The organism is Micromonospora sp. R311 (assembly GCF_056780015.1).
This window is the reverse complement of record NZ_JBSWCE010000016.1, coordinates 109,604-131,679: the sequence shown is the minus strand read 5'-3', so window position 1 is coordinate 131,679 and position 22,076 is coordinate 109,604. Positions and strand designations below refer to the sequence as shown.

The window sequence follows — 22,076 nt, the reverse complement described above, 5'->3', positions numbered from 1 at the left end:
GTTGAAGCATCCCCCCAACGGCAGCCCCAAGCCAGAAGAATGACCATGGGTCATCCGTTTGGATGACCACCGGAGGGCCGTACGGCAAGATCGGTGGCCGTCTGCGACCAGGTCGCTCCGTAAGGCCCCACCAGACCGACCCAACGTCCGGTCGTCCGCACCTGGACGTCGTCGCCCTCCGGGGCCCCGGAACCGCCCCCTGGAGCCCCCAGGAAGCCCATCCGGACCAACCCCTGGACGAGGCGCTGGGTCACCTCCACCGGTTCCCCCGGCGGGTCGTCCGGGGTCACCACCACCGGCACGTGGTCGAGCAGCGCGTCGCGCAGCGCCCGCTGCCCCACCGCGCGGCCGGCCACCCCGTGCGCCGTGGCGCTGCGCAGCGTGCCCGCCGCCGCCTCGGCGATCCGGCGCAGCTCACCGCCCGGCAGCGTCTCCACCCGGCGGCTCGCCGCCGGCGGCAGCGGCCACCGCCACTGCGCGTCGCGCCGCGCCGGCAGCTCCGCCCGCCCCGCGGTGAGCGCCGCCAGCAGGTCGTCCGCGCCGACCGTGACGTCCCCCGGCGCCGCGCCGGCCACCGTGCGCACCACCAGCACGCCCCACGGCAGGCGGGCCCAGAGGGCGGTACGCCCCGGCGGACCGGCCGGCCGGAGCCGGACCAGGGCGGCCCGGTCCAGCCGGACCAGCCGGGCGAGGAAGGCGCCCGCGTCGGTGACGTCGGCGATGCCGTGCCGGCCGGCGTCGACCGACGGGCCGCCCGCCGCGCTCACGCCGCCCCGCCCCGCGGGGTGTACGCCAGCAGGAACTCGCGCTCCTCGACGGTGACCCGCCGCGGCATCTGCCGGTCGAGGTCGAACGGGACCAGCACCGAGCGGGCCCGGCTGGCCAGCACGTCGCCGTCGTACAGCTCGTAGGCGACGGTGAAGGAGGCGGCCCGGATCTCCTCCACCCAGAGCTCGATCCGGACGGTGGGGGCCGCCTCCGCGCTGGCCCGGCCGAGCGCGTAGTCGACCGGGCGCAGGTAGTCGACCTCGTGCCGGCGGATCACCACGCCGTCGGCGAACGAGCCCACGCCCCACGCCCGGCCGCCGGCGAACATCAACGCCACCCGGGCCTCCTCGTACAGGGTGAGGAAGCGCGAGTTGTTGACGTGGCCGTACGCGTCCAGGTCGGACCAGCGCAGGGTGCAGTGGTAGACGAACCGGTCCGCCACGGTCAGTCGCGGGTCAGCTTGCGGTAGGTCACCCGGTGCGGCCGGGCGGCCTCGGCGCCGAGCCGGTCGATCTTGTTCTTCTCGTACGCCTCGAAGTTGCCCTCGAACCAGAACCACTTCGCCGGGTTCTGGTCGTCGCCTTCCCAGGCCAGGATGTGGGTGGCGACCCGGTCGAGGAACATCCGGTCGTGCGAGATGACCACGGCGCAGCCGGGGAACTCCAGCAGCGCGTTCTCCAGGCTGCCGAGGGTCTCCACGTCGAGATCGTTGGTCGGCTCGTCCAGCAGGATCACGTTGCCGCCGATCTTCAGCGTCAGCGCGAGGTTGAGCCGGTTGCGCTCGCCACCGGAGAGCACCTTGGTCGGCTTCTGCTGGTCCGGGCCCTTGAACCCGAACGCCGCGATGTACGCCCGGGACGGCATCTCGACCTTGCCCACCAGGAGGTGGTCCAGCCCGTCGGAGACGGTCTCCCAGACCGTCTTGTCACCGGCCAGGCCCGCCCGGCTCTGGTCGACGTACGACAGCGAGACGGTCTCGCCGACCCGGACCGAGCCGGTGGTCGGCTCCTCCAGGCCCACGATGGTCTTGAAGAGGGTGGTCTTGCCGACACCGTTCGGCCCGATCACGCCGACGATGCCGTTGCGCGGCAGCGAGAAGCTGAGATCGTCGATCAGCACCCGGTCGCCGAAGGCCTTGGTGAGGTGCTGCGCCTCGATGACCGTGTTGCCCAGGCGCGGGCCCGGCGGGATCTGGATCTCCTCGAAGTCCAGCTTGCGGGTGTTCTCCGCCGCGGTGGCCATCTCCTCGTACCGTTCGAGCCGGGCCTTGGACTTGGTCTGCCGGGCCTTGGCGTTGGAGCGGACCCACTCCAGCTCATCGTCGAGGCGCTTCTTCATCTTGGCGTCGCGGCGACCCTCGACCGCCATCCGGGCGGCCTTCTTCTCCAGGTAGGTGGAGTAGTTGCCCTCGTAGCCGATGGCCCGGCCGCGGTCCAGCTCGAGGATCCAGCCGGCCACGTTGTCGAGGAAGTACCGGTCGTGGGTGATGGCGATGACGGTGCCGGCGTACTTGGCCAGGTGCTGCTCCAGCCACTGCACGCTCTCCGCGTCCAGGTGGTTGGTGGGCTCGTCGAGCAGCAGCAGGTCGGGCGCCTCCAGCAGCAGCTTGCACAGGGCCACCCGGCGGCGCTCACCACCGGAGAGCTTGGTGACGTCGGCGTCCGGCGGCGGGCAGCGCAGCGCGTCCATGGCCAGCTCGAGCTTGGAGTCGATGTCCCAGGCGTCGGCGTTGTCCAGCTCCTCCTGGAGCTTGCCCATCTCCTCCATCAGCTCGTCGGAGTAGTCGGTCGCCATCTGCTCGGCGATCTTGTTGAACCGCTCCAGCTTGGCCTTGATCTCGGCGACCGCCTCCTCGACGTTGCCGAGGACGGTCTTGGCGTCGTTCAGCGGCGGCTCCTGGGCCAGCATGCCCACGGTGTAGCCGGGCATGAGCCGGGCCTCGCCGTTGCTCGGCTGGTCCCAGCCTGCCATGATCTTGAGGAGGCTGGACTTGCCGGCGCCGTTCGGACCGACCACACCGATCTTGGCCCCCGGCAGGAAGTTCAGCGTCACGTTGTCGAGCACGACCTTGTCGCCGTGCGCCTTGCGCGCCTTTTCCAGGACGTAGATGAACTGGGCCACGGTGCGGGCTACCTCCGTAGGTTGCGACTGGGAGCCGGCGGGCGAGGGCGCGGGCTGGTCGTCCACCCGCGGCCGCCGGCCGGGGCCGGCCGCACGCACGCCGTCGTCAATCCTGACAGGTACGCGTCGCAACGCCCACATCACCCCGCCCGCTGGGTACCCGCGTCGCGCCGGCAGCCTGCCTGTTGGCAAGATCACCAGCAGGGTTCGGCGGGCGTGGGACGGGTAGGGAACTCCGGCACGGGGCACCAGACGCCGCAGCTACGCTCAGTACGCTCATCGCGGTTGACCCGTCAGCACCCGGAGGTGGCCGAACGTGACCGTCCGCAGCTCCTTTGTCGTAGTGGCGAACCGCTTGCCGGTCGACGAGGTGAGCACACCCGAGGGACGGCAGTGGCGACGCAGCCCTGGTGGGCTGGTCACCGCCCTGCACCCCGTGCTCGCCGAGCACCAGGGCACCTGGGTCGGCTGGGCCGGCGGCACCGGGGCCGCGCCCGAGCCGTTCGACCTGGAGGGGATCCGGCTGCACCCGGTGCCGCTGAGCGCCGAGGAGCTCGAGCGCTACTACGAGGGGCAGTCCAACGCGACGATCTGGCCGCTCTACCACGACGCGGTGGAGACGCCGGCCTACAAGCGCCGCTGGCGGGAGGCGTACCGGCTGGTCAACGCCCGGTTCGCGGAGGCCGCGGCGGACGTGGCGGCCGAGGGCGCCACGGTCTGGGTGCAGGACTACCAGCTCCAGCTGGTCCCGGCCATGCTCCGCGAACTCCGCCCGGACCTGCGGATCGGCTTCTTCCTGCACATCCCGTTCCCGCCGATCGAGCTGTTCATGCAGATGCCGTTCCGCACCGAGATCCTGCGCGGCCTGCTCGGCGCCGACCTGGTCGGCTTCCAGCAGCGGCTGGCCGCGCAGAACTTCGTCCGGCTGGCCCGGCACCTGCTCGGGCTCCGGTACGAGGGGCAGATGATCCAGGTGGACGGGCGGCAGGTGAAGGCCGGCGCCTTCCCGATCTCCATCGACACCCAAGAGATGGAGCGGCTGGCCGCCGACCCGGCGATCCAGGCCCGGGCCAAGGAGATCCGCGAGGAGCTGGGCAACCCGAAGACGATCATCCTGGGCGTCGACCGGCTCGACTACACCAAGGGCATCGAGTTGCGGCTCAAGGCCTTCCGCGAGCTGCTGGCTGACGGAAAGTTGACAGTCCCGGACGCCGTCATGGTGCAGGTGGCCACCCCGAGCCGCGAGCGGGTCGAGCACTACCAGGCACTTCGGGTCAAGGTCGAGCGCGAAGTCGGTCGGATTAATGGTGAATTCGGCAGGGTCGGCGTGCCGGCGGTGCATTATCTGCATCAGTCGTACAGTCGCACTGAGCTGGCCGCGATGTACGCCGCTGCCGACGTCATGATGGTGACCCCGCTGCGAGACGGAATGAATCTGGTGGCCAAGGAGTACGTCGCATCGCGCGCCGACCAGGGTGGCGCGCTCGTGCTCAGTGAGTTCGCCGGCGCCGCCACCGAGCTGCGCCAGGCGTTTCTGTGCAACCCGCACGACCCCGACGCGGTCAAGGACGCCCTGCTGCGGGCCGTGCACGTCGAGAAGCCGGAGGCCCGCCGCCGCATGCGGACAATGCAACGCCATCTACGCACCCACGACGTGGGTCACTGGGCCAAGTCGTTCCTCACCGAGCTCGGTGTGCCGCAGGCGGAGGCCGCGTGAACATGTCCGTCACCGACGGAGCGACCATTCCCACCGGGGTGATGGACGCCGAACTGCGCGCCGCCATCGGCCGGATCGCCCGGGTGCCGCAGCTCCTGATCGCCTGCGACTACGACGGCACCCTGGCGCCGATCGTCGAGGACCCGAGCAAGGCCGTACCGCTGCCCGAGTCGGTGGCGGCGGTGCGCGCGCTGGCCGCGCTGCCGCAGACCACCGTGGCGGTGGTATCCGGCCGGGCGCTGCGCGACCTGGCCGCGCTCTCCCGGCTGCCCAGCGAGGTGCACCTCATCGGCAGCCACGGCTCGGAGTTCGACATCGGCTTCGTCGAGCGGCTCTCCCCCGAGCTGATCGCGGTGCGCACCCGGCTGCGCGACGCGCTGCGCGAGATCGCCGCCGCCCACCCGGGCATCCGGCTGGAGCGCAAGCCGGCGAGCGTCGCGATGCACACCCGCGGGGTGGACCCGCAGGTCGCCGCGGCGGCCATCGAGGCGGTCCGCAGCGGCCCGGCGACCTGGGACGGCGTCACGGTCACCCAGGGCAAGGAGGTCATCGAGCTGTCGGTGGTGGCCACCCACAAGGGCACCGCGGTCGACCAGCTGCGCACCCAGCTCTCCGCCAGCGCCGTGCTCTTCATCGGCGACGACGTCACCGACGAGAACGCCTTCGGCAACCTGCACGGGCCGGACGTGGGCATCAAGATCGGGCCCGGGGACACCCAGGCCCAATACCGGGTCGACGAGCCGCTGGAGGCGGCGCGCGCCCTCGGGCTGCTGCTGGAGACCCGGCGGCACTGGCTCTTCGGCGAGCGGGCGGTGCCGATCGAGCGGCACTCGATGCTGGCCAACGGCCGCACCGTCGCGCTGCTCACCCCCGAAGCCAAGGTCACCTGGCTCTGCCACCCCAAGCCGGACTCGGCGGCGATCTTCGCCGACCTGGTCGGCGGCAGCCCGGCCGGGCACTTCAGCGTCGCGCCCGAGCGGGGCGGCATCCCGCTCGGCCAGCGCTACCGCTCCGGCACCATGACCGTGGAGACCCGCTGGTCGGGCCTGACCGTCACCGACTGGCTCGACACCCCCGACACCGAGACCACGCCGGACGGCCCGGCCATCCTCAGCGGCGACTCGACCCTGATCCGGGTGCTCACCGGCACCGGTCGGGCCCGCATCGAGTTCGCGCCCCGGCCGGAGTTCGGCCAGGTGGCCGTCCAGCTGCAACCGCTCGGCGACGGCCTGCTGGTGCTCGGCTCCAACGAGCCGGTCGCGCTCTACTCCCCCGGCGTCGAGTGGGAGGTCGTCAGCGACGGCGTGAACGAGACCGCCAAGGCGGTCGTCGACCTGCGCTCCGTCGGCGGGCAGGTGGTGCTGGAGATGCGCTTCGGCACGCAGAGCCTGGAACACCACCGGCTGCCGATCCACGAGCGGCAGGCCGCGGCCGAGCAGCCGTGGAAGGACTGGGTGGCCTCGCTGCGGCTGCCGAACACGGCGCGGGACCTGGTCGCCCGCAGCGCGCTGACCCTGCGCGCGCTCTGCCACCAGCCGACCGGCTCGATCCTCGCCGCGGCGACCACCTCGCTGCCCGAGGAGCTGGGCGGCGTCCGCAACTGGGACTACCGGTACTGCTGGCTGCGCGACGCGGCGCTGACCGCCCGGGCGCTGGTCGACCTCGGTTCGGTGGAGGAGGCCGAGGGGCTGCTGCGGTGGATCGACGGCGTCGTCGAGCGCACCGGCGGGCATCCCGAGCGGCTGCACCCGCTCTACACCGTGGACGGCTACGAGCTGGGCGCCGAGGCCGTCATCGACACCCTGCCCGGCTATGCCGGCTCCCGGCCGGTGCGGGTCGGCAACCTGGCCAACCACCAACTCCAACTGGACGTCTTCGGCCCGGTCGCCGACCTGATCGCCGCCGTCGCCGACGCCCGCGGGTCGGTCCGCGACGACGAGTGGCGGGTGCTGGAGAACATGGTCGAGGCGGTCCGCCGCCGCTGGCACGAGCCCGATCACGGCATCTGGGAGGCCCGCCTCCCACCGCGGCACCACATCTTCTCGAAGACGATGTGCTGGATGACCGTCGACCGGGCGCTGCACGTGGTCCGCCAGCACGGCGGCGACGACCGGCCGGAGTGGGTGGAGCTGCGCGACCGGATCGGCGCCAACGTGCTGGAGTACGGCTGGCACGAGCACGCCGAGGCGTACAGCGTCGCGTACGGGGACGAGGACATGGACGCCTCGTCGCTCTGGATCGGCCTGTCCGGCCTGCTCCCCGGCGACGACCCGCGCTTCCTCTCCACCGTGCTCAAGATCGAGGCCGACCTGCGCAGCGGCCCGGTGGTCTACCGGTACCACTGGGACGACGGCCTGCCCGGCCGCGAGGGCGGCTTCCACATCTGCACCGCCTGGCTGGTCGAGGCGTACCTGCGCACCGGCCGGCGGGACGACGCCGAGGACCTGTTCGGCCAGATGATCGACACCGCCGGGCCGACCGGGCTGCTCCCCGAGCAGTACGACCCGCTGGCCGAACGCGGGCTGGGCAACCACCCGCAGGCCTACAGCCACCTCGGCCTGGTCCGCTGCGCCCTGCTGCTGGACAACATGCTCAAGCAGTAACCGACCGACCTCACCGGCGGCCGGAGACCTGTGTCTCCGGCCGCCGGCCCGTCTGCGGCCGCCCGGGGGCCTCCGCTCGCCGAGGGGGTCCTGGGCGCTCCGCCGCCGATCCGCGCCCGTCCGCCGCCGGCCAGCCGACGGTCGGCCGCCACGCCGCATGCCCCGTCCCCGCCCGGGGCGGCGGACACTCACCCCGCTCGGCCCCTTTGCTCTGCTTCAACCCACGCAACGGTGACGGCCCGGAACCTGTGCGTGGGTTGAAGCAGAGCAAAGGACATCCGCGGGCCCCTCGCCGGTCGGCCAGTCGGCCAGCACCCGCGCGGGCCGGGCCGCGGCCGGTGCGTGCCCGGCCGGCACGGCCGGCCGGCCACCCCTGAAAGCCGCCCCGGAAGCCGTCCTGGAAGCCGCCCTGGAAGCCGTCGTGGGACCGCTGTCGCTCAGCCGGTGGGCCCCACGACGTCCACCGACGCGAGCACCGGGACGACGTCGCCGACCACCACCACCGCCGGCGGGCGCAGCCCCGCCTCCACCACGTCCGCCGCCACCGAGGCGAGGCTGGACCGGAGCACCCGCTGGGCCCCGGTGGTGGCCTCCTGGACGACGGCGGCGGGCGTCTCCGCGGGCCGGCCGTGTGCGACCAGGGTCGCCGTGATCGCGGCCAGGTTCCGCAGGCCCATCAGGATCACCAGGGTGCCACGCAGCCCGGCCAGGTGCTCCCAGCGCACCAGCGAGTCCGGCGAGTCCGGCGCCACGTGCCCGGAGACCACGGTGAACTCGTGCGCCACCGCCCGGTGGGTGACCGGGATGCCGGCCACCGCCGGCGCGGCGATCGAGCTGGTCACCCCCGGCACCACGGTCACCGGCACGCCGGCCGCCGCGCAGGCGAGCACCTCCTCCCCGCCCCGGCCGAAGACGTACGGGTCGCCGCCCTTAAGCCGGACCACGACCTTCCCGGCCAGCGCCCGATCCACCAGGATCCGGTTGATCTCCTCCTGGGCCCGGGCCGGGCCGTACGGGATCTTGGAGGCGTCGACCAGCTCCACGTCGGCGCGCAGCTCGTCCAGGAGCAGCCCGGGGACCAGCCGGTCGGCGACCACCACGTCGGCCGCGGTGAGCAGCCGCCAGCCCTTCACGGTGATCAGCTCGGGGTCACCCGGCCCGGCGCCGACCAGCGCCACCCGGCCGGGGGCACCGGCGGCCGGCGCCCCGGGCGGGGCCGGCTCGATCCGGGCGGCGAGCAGGTCCCGCACCGCGTCCCGCACGCTCATCGCCCGGCGCGGGTCGCCGCCGCCGAGCACGGCCACGGTGACCGGGCCGTGCCGGGTCACCGCCGGGGTCCAGGCGGTGGCGGCGGCCCGGTCGTCGGCGCGTACGCAGAAGATGCGCCGCTCGGCGGCGGCCGCGCTGACCGACGCGGCCGCGATCGGGTCGTCGATCGCGGCCTGGACCAGCCAGGCCCCGTCCAGGTCGGCGGGGGTGAACCGGCGCGGCGTCCAGTGCAGCCGGCCGGCGTCGGCGTGCGCCCGCAGCGCCGGGGTCAGCTCCGGCGCGACCAGGAGGACGTCCGCCCCGGCGTCGAGCAGGGCCGGCACCCGCCGGGTGGCCACCGCTCCCCCGCCCACCACGACCACCCGCCGCCCGGCGAGCCGCAGCCCGAGGGGGTAGGGACTGGTCACTTCTCGGCCACCCCGGCCGAGTCGAAGGTGGCGACCTCGTGCAGCACCCGGACCGCGCCGGTGACCACCGGCAGCGCGAGCAGCGCGCCGGTGCCCTCGCCGAGGCGCAGCCCGAGGTCGATCAGCGGGTCGAGGCCGAGCCGGCGCAGCGCGACGGTGGCGCCCGGCTCGGCGGACCGGTGCCCGGCGACCATCGCGCCGGTGGCGGCGGGCGCGAAGGCCGCTGCGGCGAGCGCGGCGGAGACCGCGATCACCCCGTCCAGCAGCACCGGCGTGCGGCGGGCGGCGGCGCCGAGGATCAGCCCGGCGAGCGCGGCGTGCTCCAGGCCGCCGACGGCGGCCAGCACGCCCAGCGGGTCGACGGGGTCGGGGGCGTGCCGGCGCAGCGCGTCGCGCACAACGTCGATCTTGCGCTGGTACGTCGGGTCGTCCACCCCGGTCCCCCGGCCGGTCGTCTCGGCCGGGTCGGCGCCGGTGAACGCGGCGATCAGGGCGGACGCCGGGGTGGTGTTGCCGATGCCCATGTCCCCGGTGAGCAGGATGCCCGCGCCGGCGTCGACGAGATCGTCGGCGATCCGGATGCCGGTCTCCACCGCGGCCCGGGCCTCGTCCCGGGTGAGCGCGGCGGTCACCGCCAGGTCCCGGGTGCCGGCCCGGACGTTCGCCGCCACCAGCCGGGGCGCGTCCGGCCGCTCGGGCTCGCCCGCCGGGACGGCGGGCAGCGGGGTGGCCACGCCGACGTCGACCACGGTCACCGTGGCGCCGGCCTGCCGGGCGAACGCGTTGACCACCGCGCCGCCGGCCAGGAAGTTCCCGATCATCTGGGCAGTGACCTCCTGCGGCCAGGGGGTCACCCGCTGGGCGTGCACGCCGTGGTCGCCGGCGAAGATCGCCACCGCGGCCGGCTCGGGCAGCGGCGGCGGGCAGGCCCCGGCCAGGCCGGCGAGGCGTACCGAGAGCTCCTCCAGGGCGCCGAGCGAACCGGCCGGCTTGGTCAGCCGGCCCTGCAGTTCCCGGGCGGCGGCCATCGCCGGCTCGTCCAGCGGCCGGATCGCCGCGATCGTGGTCTCCAGCATCATGCCTCCAGGATCTGCGCCAGTACCTCGGTGAACGCGTCGGTGGTGGCCGCGTCGCGCACGGCGATCCGCAGCCAGTCCGGGCCGAGGCCGGGGAAGGTGTCGCCGCGGCGTACCGCCCAGCCTCGCTCGCGCAGGGCGGCCCGCACGGCGGCGGCGCCGGGCCGGTGGACCAGCACGAACGCGCTGGCCGGGCGACCGGCGACGCGTACGCCCGGCAGGGCCGACAGGCGGGCGACCAGGTGGTCGCGGTCGGCCGCGAGCTGGGCGGCGATCGCGCGCTCGGCCTCGACCGCGACGGGGCCGGCGCAGGCGGTGGCGGCGGCCAGCGCGGGGGTGGAGACGGCCCAGAGCGGCTGCACGGCGGCCAGCCGGTCGAGCAGCGCGGCGTCGCCGAGCAGGTAGCCGATGCGCAGCCCGGCCAGTCCCCAGGTCTTGGTGAGGCTGCGGACCACCAGCAGGCCGGGCAGGTCCCGCCGGGCGGCCAGGGACTCCGGCTCGCCGGGCACGCCGGGCGCGGCGGTGGTGTCGGCGAACGCCTCGTCGACCACCAGCACCCGGCCCGGTCGCGCCAGGCGGGCCAGGTCGGCGGCGGGGTGCAGCACCGAGGTGGGATTGGTGGGGTTGCCGACCACGACGAGGTCGGCGTCCGCGGGCACCCGGGCCGGGTCGAGCCGGAAGCCGTCGGCCGGGTCGAGCAGCACCCGTTCGACCAGGTGGCCCGCCGCCCGCAGCGCGGCCTCGGGCTCGGTGAACTGGGGGTGCACCACCACCGGCCGGCGCACGCCGCGCAGCGCCTGGGCGAGCAGCACGAAGCCCTCGGCCGCGCCGGCGGTCAGCAGCACCTCCGCCGGGGGCCGGCCGTGCCGGGTGGCGACGGCGGCCCGGGCGGGCGCCGGGTCCGGGTAGCGGGCGAGGTCGGCCAGCGACGCGGCGATCGGCCCGGCCAGCCAGCCCGGCATCGGGGCGCGGCGGACGTTGACCGCGAGGTCGACCAGACCCTCGCCCACCTCCGCGTCGCCGTGGTGGGCGAGGTCGGGCTCGTGGGCGGGGTCCGGCCCGACGCCCGTGGGCGCCCCGATCGGCTGACCGCGCATGACCGCGATCCTGCCGGGAAGGCGGCCCACGGGACAGCGCATCCCGACGTGGGGCGCGTCACCACCCACGGCGTTCATGAATACTTCTCATGGACGAATCGGAAATGTCATAACTTGGCCGTGTGAGCAACCGACCCCTTGCTGCCGCTGGTCGTCTCCTACCCCTCCTCCGCGCCGGGCTGATCGCCGGCATCGTGGTCGCCGCCGTGGCCTATCCGCTGGCCGCCGCCACCGGCATCGGCGCGAAGGTCACCGCGCACGCGCTGGAGCACAAGACCAAGATCCTGACCGCCGCGCTGCCCGCCGAGACGTCGTACCTGTACGCGCCGGACGGCAAGACCGTGCTGACGATGTTCTACGAGGAGTACCGGCAGTACACGAAGCTGTCGGACATGTCGCCGAACATCCAGCAGGCGATCGTCGCCGCCGAGGACTCCCGCTTCTACCAGCACCACGGCGTCGACCCGAAGGGCGTCGCCCGCGCCTTCGTGGCCAACGCGCGCTCCAGCGGCGTCTCCCAGGGCGCCTCCACGCTCACCATGCAGTACGTCCGGATGGCGCTGCGGGACAGCGCGAAGACCCCGAAGGAGGTCCAGGAGGCCACCCAGCAGACCAGCCTGCGCAAGGTCCGGGAGATGCGGATGGCGCTGGACCTGGAGAAGGAGCTGAGCAAGGAGCAGATCCTGGAGCGCTACCTCAACTCGGCGTACTTCGGCCACCGGGCGTACGGCATCTACGCGGCCAGCGAGATCTTCTTCTCCAAGACCCCGAAGGACCTCACCCCGGTCGAGGCGGCCACCCTCGCCGGCCTGGTCAAGTCCCCGTCCGAGTACGACCCGGCCAGCTCGGACCAGAAGGACGCCACCGCCCGGCGCAACTACGTGCTGGACCGGATGGCCCAGCTCGGCTATCTCTCCCCGGCCGACGCCGCGACGGCCAAGAGCGAGCCGATCCGGCTCAAGCTGAGCTACCCGCCCAACGACTGCGCCTCGATCCCCGAGAAGTGGAACAGCTGGGGCTTCGCCTGCGACTACCTGAAGAACTGGTGGAGCGCGCAGTCCGCGTTCGGGGACAACCGGCTGGAACGGATGGACAAGCTGCGCCGGGGCGGCTACCGGATCGTGCTGAGCCTGGACCCGAAGATCCAGGCGGCGGCTGAGAAGAACGTCGGCACGAAGGAGAACACCGGCAGCCCGTTCGCCAACGGCCTCGTGATCTCCGAGCCGGGCACCGGGCGGGTCAAGGCGATGGCGGTGAACCGGACCTACTCGCTGAACCTGGACGACAACCCGCCCAGCTCCAACCCGGAGGCCAGCCCGAAGATCAAGGCGAACTACCCGAACACGGTGGCGCCCCTGCTCGGCGGCGGCGACCTGCCCGGCTACCAGGCCGGATCGACGTTCAAGATGTTCCCGATGCTGGCCGCGCTCAACGAGGGCATGCCGCTGTCCACCTCGTTCAACGCCCCGTACCGGTACCGCTCCGAGGTCTACGACGGCTGGTCGCCGTCGAACGCCAGCGGGGCGATGAGCGGCGAGCAGACCATGTGGTCCGGGTTCGGCAAGTCGGTGAACACGTACTTCGTCTGGCTGGAGGAGCAGATCGGCGCGGAGAAGGGCGTCCGCCTGGCCGAGCAGCTCGGCCTGCGCTGGCGCACCGACGTCGACCGGGAGCACGCGGCCCCGAGCAAGGCGTCGAAGTGGGGCGCGTTCACCCTGGGTGTCTCGGACGCCACCCCGCTGGAGATGGCCACCGCGTACGCGGCCATCGCGGCGGACGGCCGGTACTGCGAGGCGATCCCGGTGCTCTCCATCCACAACCGGGACGGCACGCCGACCACGTACAAGACCGCCGGCGGGATCGAGCGCGAGGTCGCCAAGCCGCGCTGCCGGCAGGTGGTGAGCGCGGACGCGGCCCGGGCCGCCACCGACGCGGCCCGCTGCCCCACCGGCGACACCCCGGCCCGCGGGAGCTGCGGCGGCTGGTCGACGGCGGACAGCGTGCGGGGCACGGTCGGGCGGCCGGTGGCCGGCAAGACCGGTACCACGGACAGCACCCGGTCGGCCTGGTTCGTCGGCTACACCCCGGAGCTGGCCGGGGCGAGCTTCATCTCGGACCCGGACAACCCGTTCAACGCGGTCGGCGACGGCCAGTCCCAGATCCCGATCGCCGCGGTCGCGGAGACCCTCCGCGACGCCCTCAAGGGCAAGCCGGTCCGCCAGTTCACCCCACCCTCCGACCAGATTGTCGGCTGACCACCGGCTCAGCGGAGATCGGCGGCGACGAAGGACCAGACCTCCAGGTCGACCCGGCCGCCGCGGGCGTAACCGGCGTTGCGCAGCAGGCCCTCGTAGCTGAAGCCGGCCTTCTCGGCCACCCGGCGCGACGCCAGGTTGCCCGGCGCCACCCGCAGCTCGACGCGCTGGAAGCCGTGCTCCAGGATCAGCGCGATGGCGAGCGCGTCGACCGCCTCGGCGGCCAGCCCGAAGCCGCGGGCGTGCGGCGCGATCGCGTAGGAGACCTCGGTGCAGCGGGCGCCCCAGTCGGTGCGCCGGGTCCAGAGGCAGCCGACCACCCGGTCGTCCTCCCGGCGGAGCACCCCGTAGTGGTCGCCGTCGCCGCTGTCCCGGCGCTGCCGGGCCAGGTCCGTGCACCAGGCCCGGCCGTCGATCTGACCGGCGGAGTCGGCCAGCGGCAGCCAGCGCTGGGTCTGCTTGTCGGCGAAGACCTCCTCGGCCGCCGGCGCGTCCGCCGCGGTCAGCCGGCGCACCTCGGTGCGCGGCGTGGAGACGGTCAACGCCGGGAACCGGCGGATCGCCACCTGACCGATCACGCCGGCACTCCGCCGGGGCCCGCCGCGACGTCCTCGGCCGCCGGCTCCGCCGCCGCCGCGGCCACCAGCCGGGCGGCGATCTGCGGGTACGCGGCCCAGTGCACCACCAGCTGGGAGGCGTGCACGCCCCGCCAGACGAAGCCCTCCGGCGCCCCGCCCGCCCAGTTCCACGCCGGGCGCTGCCCGGCCCGCGGGGTGAGCACCGCCCGGTGCTCCTTGTGCCCGGCCACCACCGCGCCCGGCGGCGCGACGACGCTGCCGGTGAGCGCGGTCGCCTCGCGGTAGCCGACCACCATGCCCTCCCGGCTGGCGCCGACCGCGTCGAGCACCCCGCACATCGGCAGCCCGTCCAGTTCCCGGGCCAGCCAGAGCAGGCCGGTGCCCTCGGCGACGACCGGACGGCCGGTGCGGGCCAGCTCGGCGACCGCGATGCAGAGCCGGCGGTTGGCGGAGAGCTGCTCGGCGTACGACTCGGGCAGGCCGCCGCCGACGACCAGCGCCCGGGTGCCGGCCGGCAGCTCCTCGTCGCGCAGCGGGTCGACCGTGACCACCTCGGCCCCGGCCGCCCGGAGCAGCTCGACGGATTCGGCGTGGCTGTAGCTGCCGCCCGGCCCGCCGGCGAGCGCGACGATCGGGCGCTGCCCCGCCGGCGGCTCCCCGCCCGGGGCCGGCGACCAGGGCTCGGCGGGCAGCGGCGGGGCGGAGCGGGCCAGCCCGAGCAGCCGGTCCAGGTCGACGGTGGCGGCGACCGCCTCACCGAGGCGGCGCACCGCCCGGGTGGCCTCGCCGGAGCCGGTGAGCGCGGGAACGGCGCCCAGCCGGCGCGGCGGCAGCACCGGCGGCAGGTCCTGGCGGCGCAGGGCGCCGTAGACCGGCACGCCGATGTCGTCGAGCGCCTCGCGCAGCAGCGTCTCGTGCCGCGCCGAGGCGACCCGGTTGAGGATCACGCCGCCCAGCCAGATCTGCTCGTCGTACGACCGGAAGCCGTGCACCAGGGCGGCCACCGACTGCCCGGTGGCGGCGACGTCGACCACCAGCACCACCGGGCTGCGCAGCGCGATCGCCACGGCCGCCGTCGACTCGGTCTCCGGGTGGCCGGCGAGGCTGTCGTAGAGGCCCATGCTGCCCTGCACCAGGGCGAGCGCGGCCCCGGCCGCGCCGTGCCCGAGCAGCGGGCCGATCCGGTCCGCGCCGACCAGCCGCGGGTCCAGGTTGCGGCCGGGCCGCCCGGCGGCCAGCCCGAGGTACGCCGCGTCGACCTGGTCCGGGCCGATCTTGAACCCGGCGACGTCGTCGCCCCGGTCGGCGAGCGCGGCGAGCAACCCGATCGCCAGCGCGTTCTTGCCGTGCCCGGAGGACGGCGCGCTGAGCACCAGGCGCGGCACGACGGTCATCATCGACTCCCTCGCGGCGACGGGTACGCGGCCGCGGACCGCAGGCGCGGTCCGCCCGCGTGACGATAGCCGAACCGGCCGCCGGGCGAACGCCGCCGAGCGGGCGGGTCGCGGCGCCGCCGCGCGCTCGCACCGGCCCGGCGCAGTGGCCCCGGTCATACGGGTAGCCTCGTGGTCGTGTACCGGTTCCTGCTGACGCCGCGCTGGCTGGGCATTCTCGCGCTGACCCTGGTCGCCGCGACGGTGATGGTGCTGCTCGGCAACTGGCAGCTGGACCGGTACCGGGGCCGCACCGAGGTCAACGAGCGGATCGACGCCGGCCTGCGGATGGCCCCGGTGCCGCTGCGGGAGGCGCTGCCCGCCCCGACCGGCGGCAGCGGCACGGCCGGCCCGGCGCCCGCCGAGGAGAAGATCTGGACCCGGGTCACCGTGACCGGCCGGTACGACACCGCGAACGTGGTGCTGGTGCGTGGCCGGACGGTGGAGAGCAGGGTCGGCTTCGAGGTGCTCACCCCGCTGGTCCTGGCCGACGGCACCGCGGTGCTGGTGGACCGGGGCTGGGTCCCGCCGGCCCCGGGTGGCGCCACCGCCCAGCCGCAGGTGCCGCCGGTCCCGTCCGGCGAGGTGACCGTGGTGGGCCGGGTGCACGAGAGCGAGAGCGGCTCGGTGGCGGTGTCCCGGCGCGAGGGCCGGCTGGAGACCCGCCGGATCGGCGTCCCCCAGCTCGCCCGGGAGCTGCCCTACCCGGTGCACGGGGCGTACCTGCTGCTGGACGAGCAGACCCCGGCGGCCGACCCGGCCTTCACCGCGGTGCCGGTCGGGCACGCCAACAACTGGCAGAACTTCGGCTACGTCGTGCAGTGGTGGCTCTTCGCCGGGATGACGCTGTTCGGCTATGTCTGGGTGGCCCGCCGGGAGGCCCGCCGGCTGACCGGGGCGACGCCGCAGCGGCCGGTCGACCGGGCCGCCGAGCCCGCCCCGCGCACCCCGGCCTGAGCCGCCCGCGGCCGGGGCCCCGGCGGTCGGGCCGGACGGGCGGTCGTCAGCCGGGCGCGCGGCCGGCGTGGATGGCCCGCACCGCGTCGACGGTGTCCGCCTCGGCGGCGGTCTTGTCGTCGCGGTAGCGCACCACCCGGGCGAAGCGCAGGGCCATCCCGCCGGGATAGCGGGAGCTGGTCTGCACGCCGTCGAAGGCGATCTCCACCACCTGTTCGGGGCGGACCCGCACCACCCAGTCGCCCTTCTCCACGGCCAGGTCGAGGAAGCGCTCGGTCTGCCAGCGCAGCAGCTCGTCGGTGAGCCCCTTGAACGTCTTGCCGAGCATCACGAAGTCGCCGGTGCGCGGATCGCGGGCGCCGAGGTGCAGGTTGGAGAGCCAGCCGGTGCGCCGGCCACTGCCCCACTCCACCGCGAGCACCACCAGGTCGAGGGTGTGCCGGGGCTTCACCTTCACCCAGGCCGAGCCGCGCCGGCCGGCGTCGTACGGCGCCTCGGGCGACTTGACCACGACGCCCTCCTGGCCGGCGTCGACCGCGGCGGCGAACGCCTCGCCCGCCCGCTCCGGCCCGTCCACCTCCATCCGCCCGACCAGCAGCGCCTCGTCGACCGCGCCGGCCAACGCCGCCCACCGCTCGCGGCCGGGCAGGTCGATGAGATCCTCGCCGTCGAGGTGCAGCAGGTCGAAGAAGTACGGCGTGAGCACCGCCTCGCCGGTGGTCTCGGCGGCGGCGAGCACCGCCGGGGCCACCGGGGCGCGCCCGGTGGTGCTCGGCGTGGTGCGTCGGGCCGCCCGGCTGGAGGTCTGCTGGAACGGCAACGGCCGCCCGGTGGCGTCCAGCCCGATGGCCTCGCCGTCGAGCACCAGCTCCCGGGCGGGCAGCGCGCGCACGGCGGCGACCACCTCGGGCAGCCGGGCGGTGATGTCGTCGAGGCTGCGGGTGAAGACCGCGATGTCCGTCCCCGAGCGGTGCACCTGGATCCGGATGCCGTCGAGCTTGACGTCGACCACGGCCGGGGTGCCGGTGGCGGCGAGCGCCTCGTCGACCGAGGGCGCGCTCTGGGCCAGCATCGGCGCCAGCGGGCGCCCGACCCGGAGGCCGAAGTTGGCCAGCGCCGCGGCGCCGCCGGTGAGCGCCGCCACCGCGACGGCCCGCAGGTCACCGGCGAGCAGCAGCGCCCGGCGGACGGCGGTGAGCGGCACGTCGGCGGCCCGGGCCACCGCGTCGGCGAGCAGCCCCGCCTGGGCGCCCTGGCGCAGCTCACCGCTGAACAGCCCGGTCAGCAGCCGCTGCTCCTCGGCCGTGGCGGCGCCGAAGAGCGCCCCGAGCAGCGCCCGGCGGCGGCCCTGCGAACCGGGGCCGTGCACCGCGGCGATCTCGTCGATCGCCGCGTCGACCGCGGCCACGGTCAGCGTCGGCTGCTCCGCGGGGGGTGGCAGGTCACGCAGGCTCGCCCAGCCCACCCCGGTCTGCCGCTGGCGCAGTTCACCGGCGAGCCAGCCGGCGCCGGCCGCGATCTCCGCCGGGTCGAGCCGGCGCAGCGCGTCGGCGAGCAGCTCCACCTTGGCGCGCCGGCCGCTGGTGGCGCCGACGGCGGCGGAGGTGGCTGCCAGGTCGAGGAACCGCACGGGTTCATCCTGCCAGCCACCCCCGACACCACCGGGGCATTGCCCGGCCCGGACCGGCGCGGCTCCCCGGGACCAGCACCCGCCGCCCCGACGCCACGACCACCGGTCAGGCCGACACGGGCTCCTCGATGCGCAGGCCGCGGGCGCGCACCTCGTCGGCGACCCGGGAGAGCACCGCGTCCAGGGCGACCAGGGCGGCGGAGAGCTCACCGAGCTGTTCCTTGAGCGTGTCCTCGGGCCACGCGGAGACGTCGACGTCCCCCAGAGCGCTGACGGCGGCCCCGAGCCGGGCCATCACCTCGTTCGTACTCATGTTCGAAAGGCTATAACAGCCCCGCGCCCGACACACCGCAAACTCCGACATCCGGCGGGAAGTTACGGTTCCGACGCCTACCGGCCCTTCGTGCCCGCCTCGGCCACCTTGGCCAGCAGCAGCGCCTCGGCCAGGCAGACCCGCGCGAACTCGCCCAGGTGCAGGCTCTCGTTCGGGCCGTGCGCCCGGGCGTGCGGGTCCTCCACGCCGGTCACCAGGATCGCGGCCTGCGGGAACATCTCCTGGAAGGTGGCGATGAACGGGATCGAGCCGCCGACGCCGATGTCCACCGGGTCGGTGCCGTCCCAGGCGGTGCGGAAGGCCGACCGGGCGGCGTCGAACATCGGGCCGGTGGCGTCGATGACGCACGGGTCGCCGTCGTGCTCGAAGGTGACCTCCACCCGCGCCCCCCACGGCGCGTGCTTCTCCAGGTGGGTCCGGAGCGCCGCGTACGCCCGCTTGGGGTCGTCGCCCGGGGCGAGCCGGATACTCAGCTTGGCCTTGGCCGCCGGCACCAGCGCGTTCGGCGCCTCGCCGGTGGCCGGCGCGTCGATGCCCAGCACGGCCAGGGCCGGCTTGGTCCAGAGCCGGTCGGTGATCCGGCCGGTGCCGATGAACGACACCCCCTCGGCCAGCCCGGCCTCGGCGCGGATCCGGTCCTCCGGGTAGTCGACGACCGCGCCCTCGCGGCCGACGAGGCCCTCCACCGCCACGTCCCCGGCGTCGGTGTGCAGGGTGGCCAGCAGCCGGACCAGCGCGGTGAGCGCGTCCGGCACCGCCCCGCCGAACATGCCGCTGTGCACGGCGTGATCGAGGGTGCGCACCTCGACGAAGCAGTTCACGATGCCGCGCAGCGAGGTGGTCAGCGCCGGTACGCCGATGTCCCAGTTGCCGGAGTCGGCGATCACGATGACGTCCGAGGCGATCTCGTCGCGGTGCTCGGCGAGCAGCTGCTCCAGCGAGTCGGAGCCGTACTCCTCCTCGCCCTCGATGAAGAGCACCACGCCGACCGGGAGGGCGTCGCCGAACGCGCGCAGCGCCGCCACGTGCGCCATGATGCCGGCCTTGTCGTCGGCGGCGCCGCGGCCGTAGAGCCGGCCGTCCCGCTCCACCGGCTCGAACGGGTCGGACTCCCACAGCGACAGGTCGCCGACCGGCTGCACGTCGTGGTGGGCGTAGAGCAGCACCGTCGGCGCCCCGGGCGGGGCCGCCCTCCTGCCGATCACGGCCGGCTGCCCGCCGGAGCGCACGATCTTGACGTCCAGGCCGCAGCCGCGCAGCAGCTCGGCCACCGCCTCGGCGGAGCGCTCCACGTGCGAGTGGTCGAAGCCCTCGAACGCGATGCCGGGGATGCGGACGAGGCGTTCCAGGTCGGCGCGGACACCGGGCAGTTCCCGCTCGACGGCGGCCCGCAGGTCGGACTCGGACATGATCGGTGTGGTCATGACCGGCATCGTATGCCGGCCTTACCGGGCCGCACCGCCCGAGGCCGTGGCCGCGCTGGTCAGGGCTGCCGCACGTAGTAGCGGTCGGCGTCGTGCGGCAGCGTCGGCGCCCCGTCCACCACCAGGTCGGCGCGGGACCGGGTGTCGTCGGCGGCGAAGTGCGCCCGCTCGCCGGCGTGCCAGCGACGCAGCTCCGGCAGGATCTGCGGGCCGTCCCGGTCGACCGCGCGGGCGAGCCGCAGCGGCGCCGGGGCGGTGACGAAGACGGCGAGCGTGAGATCCGGCCGGGCCGCGACCCGGGCCGCGCTCACCCCCTCCACGACGAGCACCGGCGCCACCGGCACCGGCACCGGACGCGGCAGGAAGCGCCGCCGCACCCAGCTGTAGCGCTGGTAGGCGCCCGGCCGACCGGCGCGCAGCGGGGCCAGCACGCACTCCTCCAGCCGGGGCCAGAAGGTGAGTTGGTCGGCCCAGCCGTCGAGCAGGTCGTCGGTGTGCACCACGGGCGGTCGCGTGCCGTCGGGCAGCGCAGCCAGGGCGTCCGCGAGGCGCGCCGCGAAGACGCTCTTGCCCGCGCCGCTGGGCCCGTCGACGGCCACCAGCCGGGTCCGCCCCAACCGTGCCGGCGCGGCCAGCACGCGGCGGGCCAGCCGGGCGTACGCCTCGACCACGACCACCGCCACCCGCCGACGGTAACCGGCCGCGCGGACCGTTCCCCGGCCCGGGGCCGTGCGGGCGCCGACGCCGGTGGCCGGGGGTGCCCGCCGGCCGGTCCGTCGCCCGTTCGGGCGGTCGTGTCACGGACCGGGGCCGTTCCCCGGCCGGACGCCCGGACGGGGCGGCATGATCGGCTGGTGTCCCACAGCGTGATGAGTCCGGGCGTCGACGCCCTGCTGGAACAGGCCCGCGCCGGGGTACGCCGGCTGACCCCGCACCAGACCGTCGAGGCGGTCCGCACCGGGGCGTTGCTGATCGACACCCGCAGCGAACGGCACCGCGGGGAACAGGGCGAGCTGCCCGGCGCCATCGTCATCGAGCGCACCGTGCTGGAGTGGCGGCTGGACCCGGCCAGCGCCTGGCGGATCCCCGAGGCCACCGGGTACGACCTGCGGATCGTGGTGGCCTGCCGGCACGGCTACAGCTCCAGCCTGGCGGTGGCGAGCCTCCGGGCGCTCGGGCTGCACCGGGCCACCGACATGATCGGCGGGGTGCAGGCGTGGCTGGCCGCCGGGCTGCCGATGTCGGACCGGCCCGCCGACGTCCGCTACTGACGGCGCCCCAACGGCGTACGCTCCCGGCCGGCCGCGCCGGCGGCTAGTCGTCCAGCGGGTTCCGGGCGGGTCCGACCTTGGCCAGCCAGGCCGCCGCGTCGGCGGCGCCGAGCTCCGCGTCCACGGTCAGCGAGGCGTGCAGCGTCGGGTATCGGCGGATGTTCTCCCAGCTGCGGGTGTAGGCCGGCGGGTCGAGCACGATGACCCGGACCCCGTCCAGCAGCGGGATGTCGGCCGGGAGCCCTTCGTTCCAGATCCACTCGCCGTGGCCGTCCACCAGGTTGAAGCTGCCGGTCACCATGCCGCCGAACCGCTCCGGCGGCGCGTCGGTGGCGACCGCGACCCACGCCGGGTCGACGGTGAGCCCCTCGATGCGGCCCGGTCCGGCCAGCGCTCCGGCCAGCAGGGTGTGCAGCTGGAAGTTGTCGCCCACGCCGTCGACCGTGACCCACCAACCCCGCCCGGTCCCGCGGTGCAGGACGAGCAACCGCTCGGCGTCGAGCAGTCGCAGCAGCCCGAGCATGCAGTCCAGGTCGCCACGCACGTCGGCCAGTCCACTGCCCAGCTCGCGCAGCCGCGCCCGGTGCGGGAACGCCTGCCGCAGGGCCGTCGAGTGCTGCAGCAGGGTGGTCGTCGGCATCGCCCAGCTGCCGGCCGAGAGCCAGCCCAGCGCCGCCCGGAGAGCGGCGTCCTCGTCGTCGCCGGCCGCGGTCATCGCCGCGACCGCCGTCTCCAACGCGGCGGGATCGCCCGGCTCGGGCAGCTCGTCGTCGGGGCGGACCCGTTCCCAGGCGACCCGGAACCGCTCGGCCTCGGTGAGCGCGTCCAGCAACCCGTCGGCGACGGGGCGGACCAGCGGGTCGGGACTGGCGCCCAGCTCCACCAGCGCGCCGCAGAGCACCGCGAACTGCCCGCCCGCGCTGGTCCCCAGCTCGGGCAGGAGTGCGACGCAGCGGGGCAGCGCCTCGTCCAGCTCGGCGGGCGACGCCCCCTGGGCGGCCTGCCACAACCGCGGCACCGCCTTGGTCATCCGGGCACTGTCGTGTGCCCGCACGGCCGCCTCCACGTCGGCGCAGCGATCAGTTAACTTTCCGGGCCGATTGAACAACACCGGCGCACTCTAGCGACCCCGCCGC

17 protein-coding genes and 1 pseudogene are annotated in these 22,076 nt (G+C 74.9%); 5 read left to right on the top strand and 13 right to left on the bottom strand.

Features of this window, described 5'->3' with window-relative positions:
• Window positions 1-50 precede the first annotated feature (50 nt).
• Genes AC1WTP_RS15890 through ettA form a run of 3 tightly spaced genes read right to left on the bottom strand, consistent with a single transcriptional unit; the run spans window position 51 to window position 2,889 of the window.
• Entirely contained in the window at window positions 51-767 is a 717-nt protein-coding gene (locus tag AC1WTP_RS15890; RefSeq protein WP_481650017.1) for a DUF8185 domain-containing protein, read from the bottom strand.
• Entirely contained in the window at window positions 764-1,210 is a 447-nt protein-coding gene (locus AC1WTP_RS15885) for an acyl-CoA thioesterase (RefSeq protein ID WP_481650016.1), read from the bottom strand. The genes AC1WTP_RS15890 and AC1WTP_RS15885 overlap by 4 nt, the downstream gene beginning before the upstream one ends.
• A gap of 2 nt (window positions 1,211-1,212) precedes the next feature.
• Window positions 1,213-2,889 (bottom strand): energy-dependent translational throttle protein EttA, encoded by a 1,677-nt coding sequence (gene ettA / locus AC1WTP_RS15880; protein WP_481650015.1) that lies wholly within the window; start codon window positions 2,887-2,889, stop codon window positions 1,213-1,215.
• A 316-nt stretch (window positions 2,890-3,205) separates the two neighbouring features.
• Here ettA and AC1WTP_RS15875 point away from each other — a divergent pair, with 316 nt between their 5' ends.
• Both AC1WTP_RS15875 and otsB read left to right on the top strand, forming a co-directional pair.
• The gene (locus AC1WTP_RS15875) at window positions 3,206-4,606 is read left to right on the top strand and encodes an alpha,alpha-trehalose-phosphate synthase (UDP-forming) (RefSeq protein ID WP_447137799.1); all 1,401 of its coding nucleotides are present in this window, start codon (window positions 3,206-3,208) and stop codon (window positions 4,604-4,606) included.
• 2 nt (window positions 4,607-4,608) lie between these two features.
• Window positions 4,609-7,209: a trehalose-phosphatase gene (gene otsB, locus AC1WTP_RS15870; RefSeq protein WP_481650052.1), complete on the top strand. Its 2,601-nt coding sequence runs from the start codon at window positions 4,609-4,611 to the stop codon at window positions 7,207-7,209.
• Window positions 7,210-7,646: 437 nt separating this feature from the next.
• Here the strand turns inward: otsB and cobA are convergent, their stop codons facing one another.
• From cobA to cobC, 3 genes are read right to left on the bottom strand one after another with little or no spacing between them, the layout of a single operon-like run.
• Complete coding sequence (gene cobA / locus AC1WTP_RS15865; RefSeq protein WP_481650014.1) at window positions 7,647-8,885, bottom strand: uroporphyrinogen-III C-methyltransferase; 1,239 nt, start codon at window positions 8,883-8,885, stop codon at window positions 7,647-7,649.
• Complete coding sequence (cobT, locus tag AC1WTP_RS15860; RefSeq protein WP_481650051.1) at window positions 8,882-9,961, bottom strand: nicotinate-nucleotide--dimethylbenzimidazole phosphoribosyltransferase; 1,080 nt, start codon at window positions 9,959-9,961, stop codon at window positions 8,882-8,884. Before cobT ends, cobA begins: the two co-directional genes overlap by 4 nt.
• Window positions 9,961-11,058 (bottom strand): Rv2231c family histidinol phosphate aminotransferase CobC, encoded by a 1,098-nt coding sequence (gene cobC / locus AC1WTP_RS15855; RefSeq protein WP_481650013.1) that lies wholly within the window; start codon window positions 11,056-11,058, stop codon window positions 9,961-9,963. Before cobC ends, cobT begins: the two co-directional genes overlap by 1 nt.
• A gap of 122 nt (window positions 11,059-11,180) precedes the next feature.
• Between cobC and AC1WTP_RS15850 the strand changes: the two genes are divergently transcribed.
• The gene (locus AC1WTP_RS15850; protein WP_481650012.1) at window positions 11,181-13,313 is read left to right on the top strand and encodes a transglycosylase domain-containing protein; all 2,133 of its coding nucleotides are present in this window, start codon (window positions 11,181-11,183) and stop codon (window positions 13,311-13,313) included.
• 8 nt (window positions 13,314-13,321) lie between these two features.
• Here the strand turns inward: AC1WTP_RS15850 and AC1WTP_RS15845 are convergent, their stop codons facing one another.
• Entirely contained in the window at window positions 13,322-13,891 is a 570-nt protein-coding gene (locus AC1WTP_RS15845) for a GNAT family N-acetyltransferase (RefSeq protein WP_481650011.1), read from the bottom strand.
• A complete protein-coding gene (locus tag AC1WTP_RS15840) occupies window positions 13,888-15,285 on the bottom strand; it encodes a cobyrinic acid a,c-diamide synthase CobB (protein ID WP_481650010.1) in 1,398 nt (465 codons plus the stop codon). Before AC1WTP_RS15840 ends, AC1WTP_RS15845 begins: the two co-directional genes overlap by 4 nt.
• Before the next feature lie 171 nt (window positions 15,286-15,456).
• Between AC1WTP_RS15840 and AC1WTP_RS15835 the strand changes: the two genes are divergently transcribed.
• A complete protein-coding gene (locus AC1WTP_RS15835) occupies window positions 15,457-16,281 on the top strand; it encodes an SURF1 family cytochrome oxidase biogenesis protein (protein ID WP_481650009.1) in 825 nt (274 codons plus the stop codon).
• Between the two features lie 46 nt (window positions 16,282-16,327).
• Here the strand turns inward: AC1WTP_RS15835 and AC1WTP_RS15830 are convergent, their stop codons facing one another.
• The 4 genes and pseudogenes from AC1WTP_RS15830 to AC1WTP_RS15815 form a co-directional block, all read right to left on the bottom strand.
• Window positions 16,328-17,911, bottom strand: coding sequence for an ATP-dependent DNA ligase (locus AC1WTP_RS15830; protein WP_481650008.1), 1,584 nt, complete (start codon window positions 17,909-17,911; stop codon window positions 16,328-16,330).
• A 106-nt stretch (window positions 17,912-18,017) separates the two neighbouring features.
• Window positions 18,018-18,224, bottom strand: coding sequence for a hypothetical protein (locus tag AC1WTP_RS15825; protein ID WP_109902554.1), 207 nt, complete (start codon window positions 18,222-18,224; stop codon window positions 18,018-18,020).
• A gap of 77 nt (window positions 18,225-18,301) precedes the next feature.
• Window positions 18,302-19,654 (bottom strand): M20/M25/M40 family metallo-hydrolase, encoded by a 1,353-nt coding sequence (locus AC1WTP_RS15820; RefSeq protein ID WP_481650050.1) that lies wholly within the window; start codon window positions 19,652-19,654, stop codon window positions 18,302-18,304.
• Window positions 19,647-20,604, bottom strand: a pseudogene (locus AC1WTP_RS15815) (uridine kinase family protein); the annotation flags it as partial. The gene AC1WTP_RS15820 and the pseudogene AC1WTP_RS15815, both read right to left, overlap by 8 nt.
• Between AC1WTP_RS15815 and AC1WTP_RS15810 the strand changes: the two are divergent.
• Window positions 20,539-20,940 carry a rhodanese-like domain-containing protein gene (locus tag AC1WTP_RS15810; RefSeq protein WP_481650049.1) on the top strand — a complete coding sequence of 134 codons (402 nt, stop codon included), beginning with the start codon at window positions 20,539-20,541 and terminating at the stop codon, window positions 20,938-20,940. The pseudogene AC1WTP_RS15815 and the gene AC1WTP_RS15810 sit on opposite strands and share 66 nt — an antisense overlap.
• 43 nt (window positions 20,941-20,983) lie before the next feature.
• On the opposite strand, the gene AC1WTP_RS15805 is transcribed toward AC1WTP_RS15810, so the two are convergent.
• On the bottom strand, window positions 20,984-21,970 hold the full coding sequence (locus AC1WTP_RS15805; protein WP_481650007.1) for a hypothetical protein: 987 nt from the start codon (window positions 21,968-21,970) through the stop codon (window positions 20,984-20,986).
• Between the last annotated feature and the right edge of the window lie 106 nt (window positions 21,971-22,076).

Excerpts from the sequence above, each read along its gene's own strand:
- cobT (WP_481650051.1), bottom strand. The coding sequence starts at position 9,961 with ATGCTGGAGACCACGATCGCGGCGATCCGGCCGCTGGACGAGCCGGCG.
- AC1WTP_RS15840 (WP_481650010.1), bottom strand. The coding sequence starts at position 15,285 with ATGACCGTCGTGCCGCGCCTGGTGCTCAGCGCGCCGTCCTCCGGGCAC.
- AC1WTP_RS15820 (WP_481650050.1), bottom strand. The coding sequence starts at position 19,654 with ATGTCCGAGTCCGACCTGCGGGCCGCCGTCGAGCGGGAACTGCCCGGT.
- otsB (WP_481650052.1), top strand. The coding sequence starts at position 4,609 with ATGTCCGTCACCGACGGAGCGACCATTCCCACCGGGGTGATGGACGCC.
- AC1WTP_RS15810 (WP_481650049.1), top strand. The coding sequence starts at position 20,539 with ATGAGTCCGGGCGTCGACGCCCTGCTGGAACAGGCCCGCGCCGGGGTA.
- cobC (WP_481650013.1), bottom strand. The coding sequence starts at position 11,058 with ATGCGCGGTCAGCCGATCGGGGCGCCCACGGGCGTCGGGCCGGACCCC.
- AC1WTP_RS15805 (WP_481650007.1), bottom strand. The coding sequence starts at position 21,970 with ATGACCAAGGCGGTGCCGCGGTTGTGGCAGGCCGCCCAGGGGGCGTCG.
- AC1WTP_RS15825 (WP_109902554.1), bottom strand. The coding sequence starts at position 18,224 with ATGAGTACGAACGAGGTGATGGCCCGGCTCGGGGCCGCCGTCAGCGCT.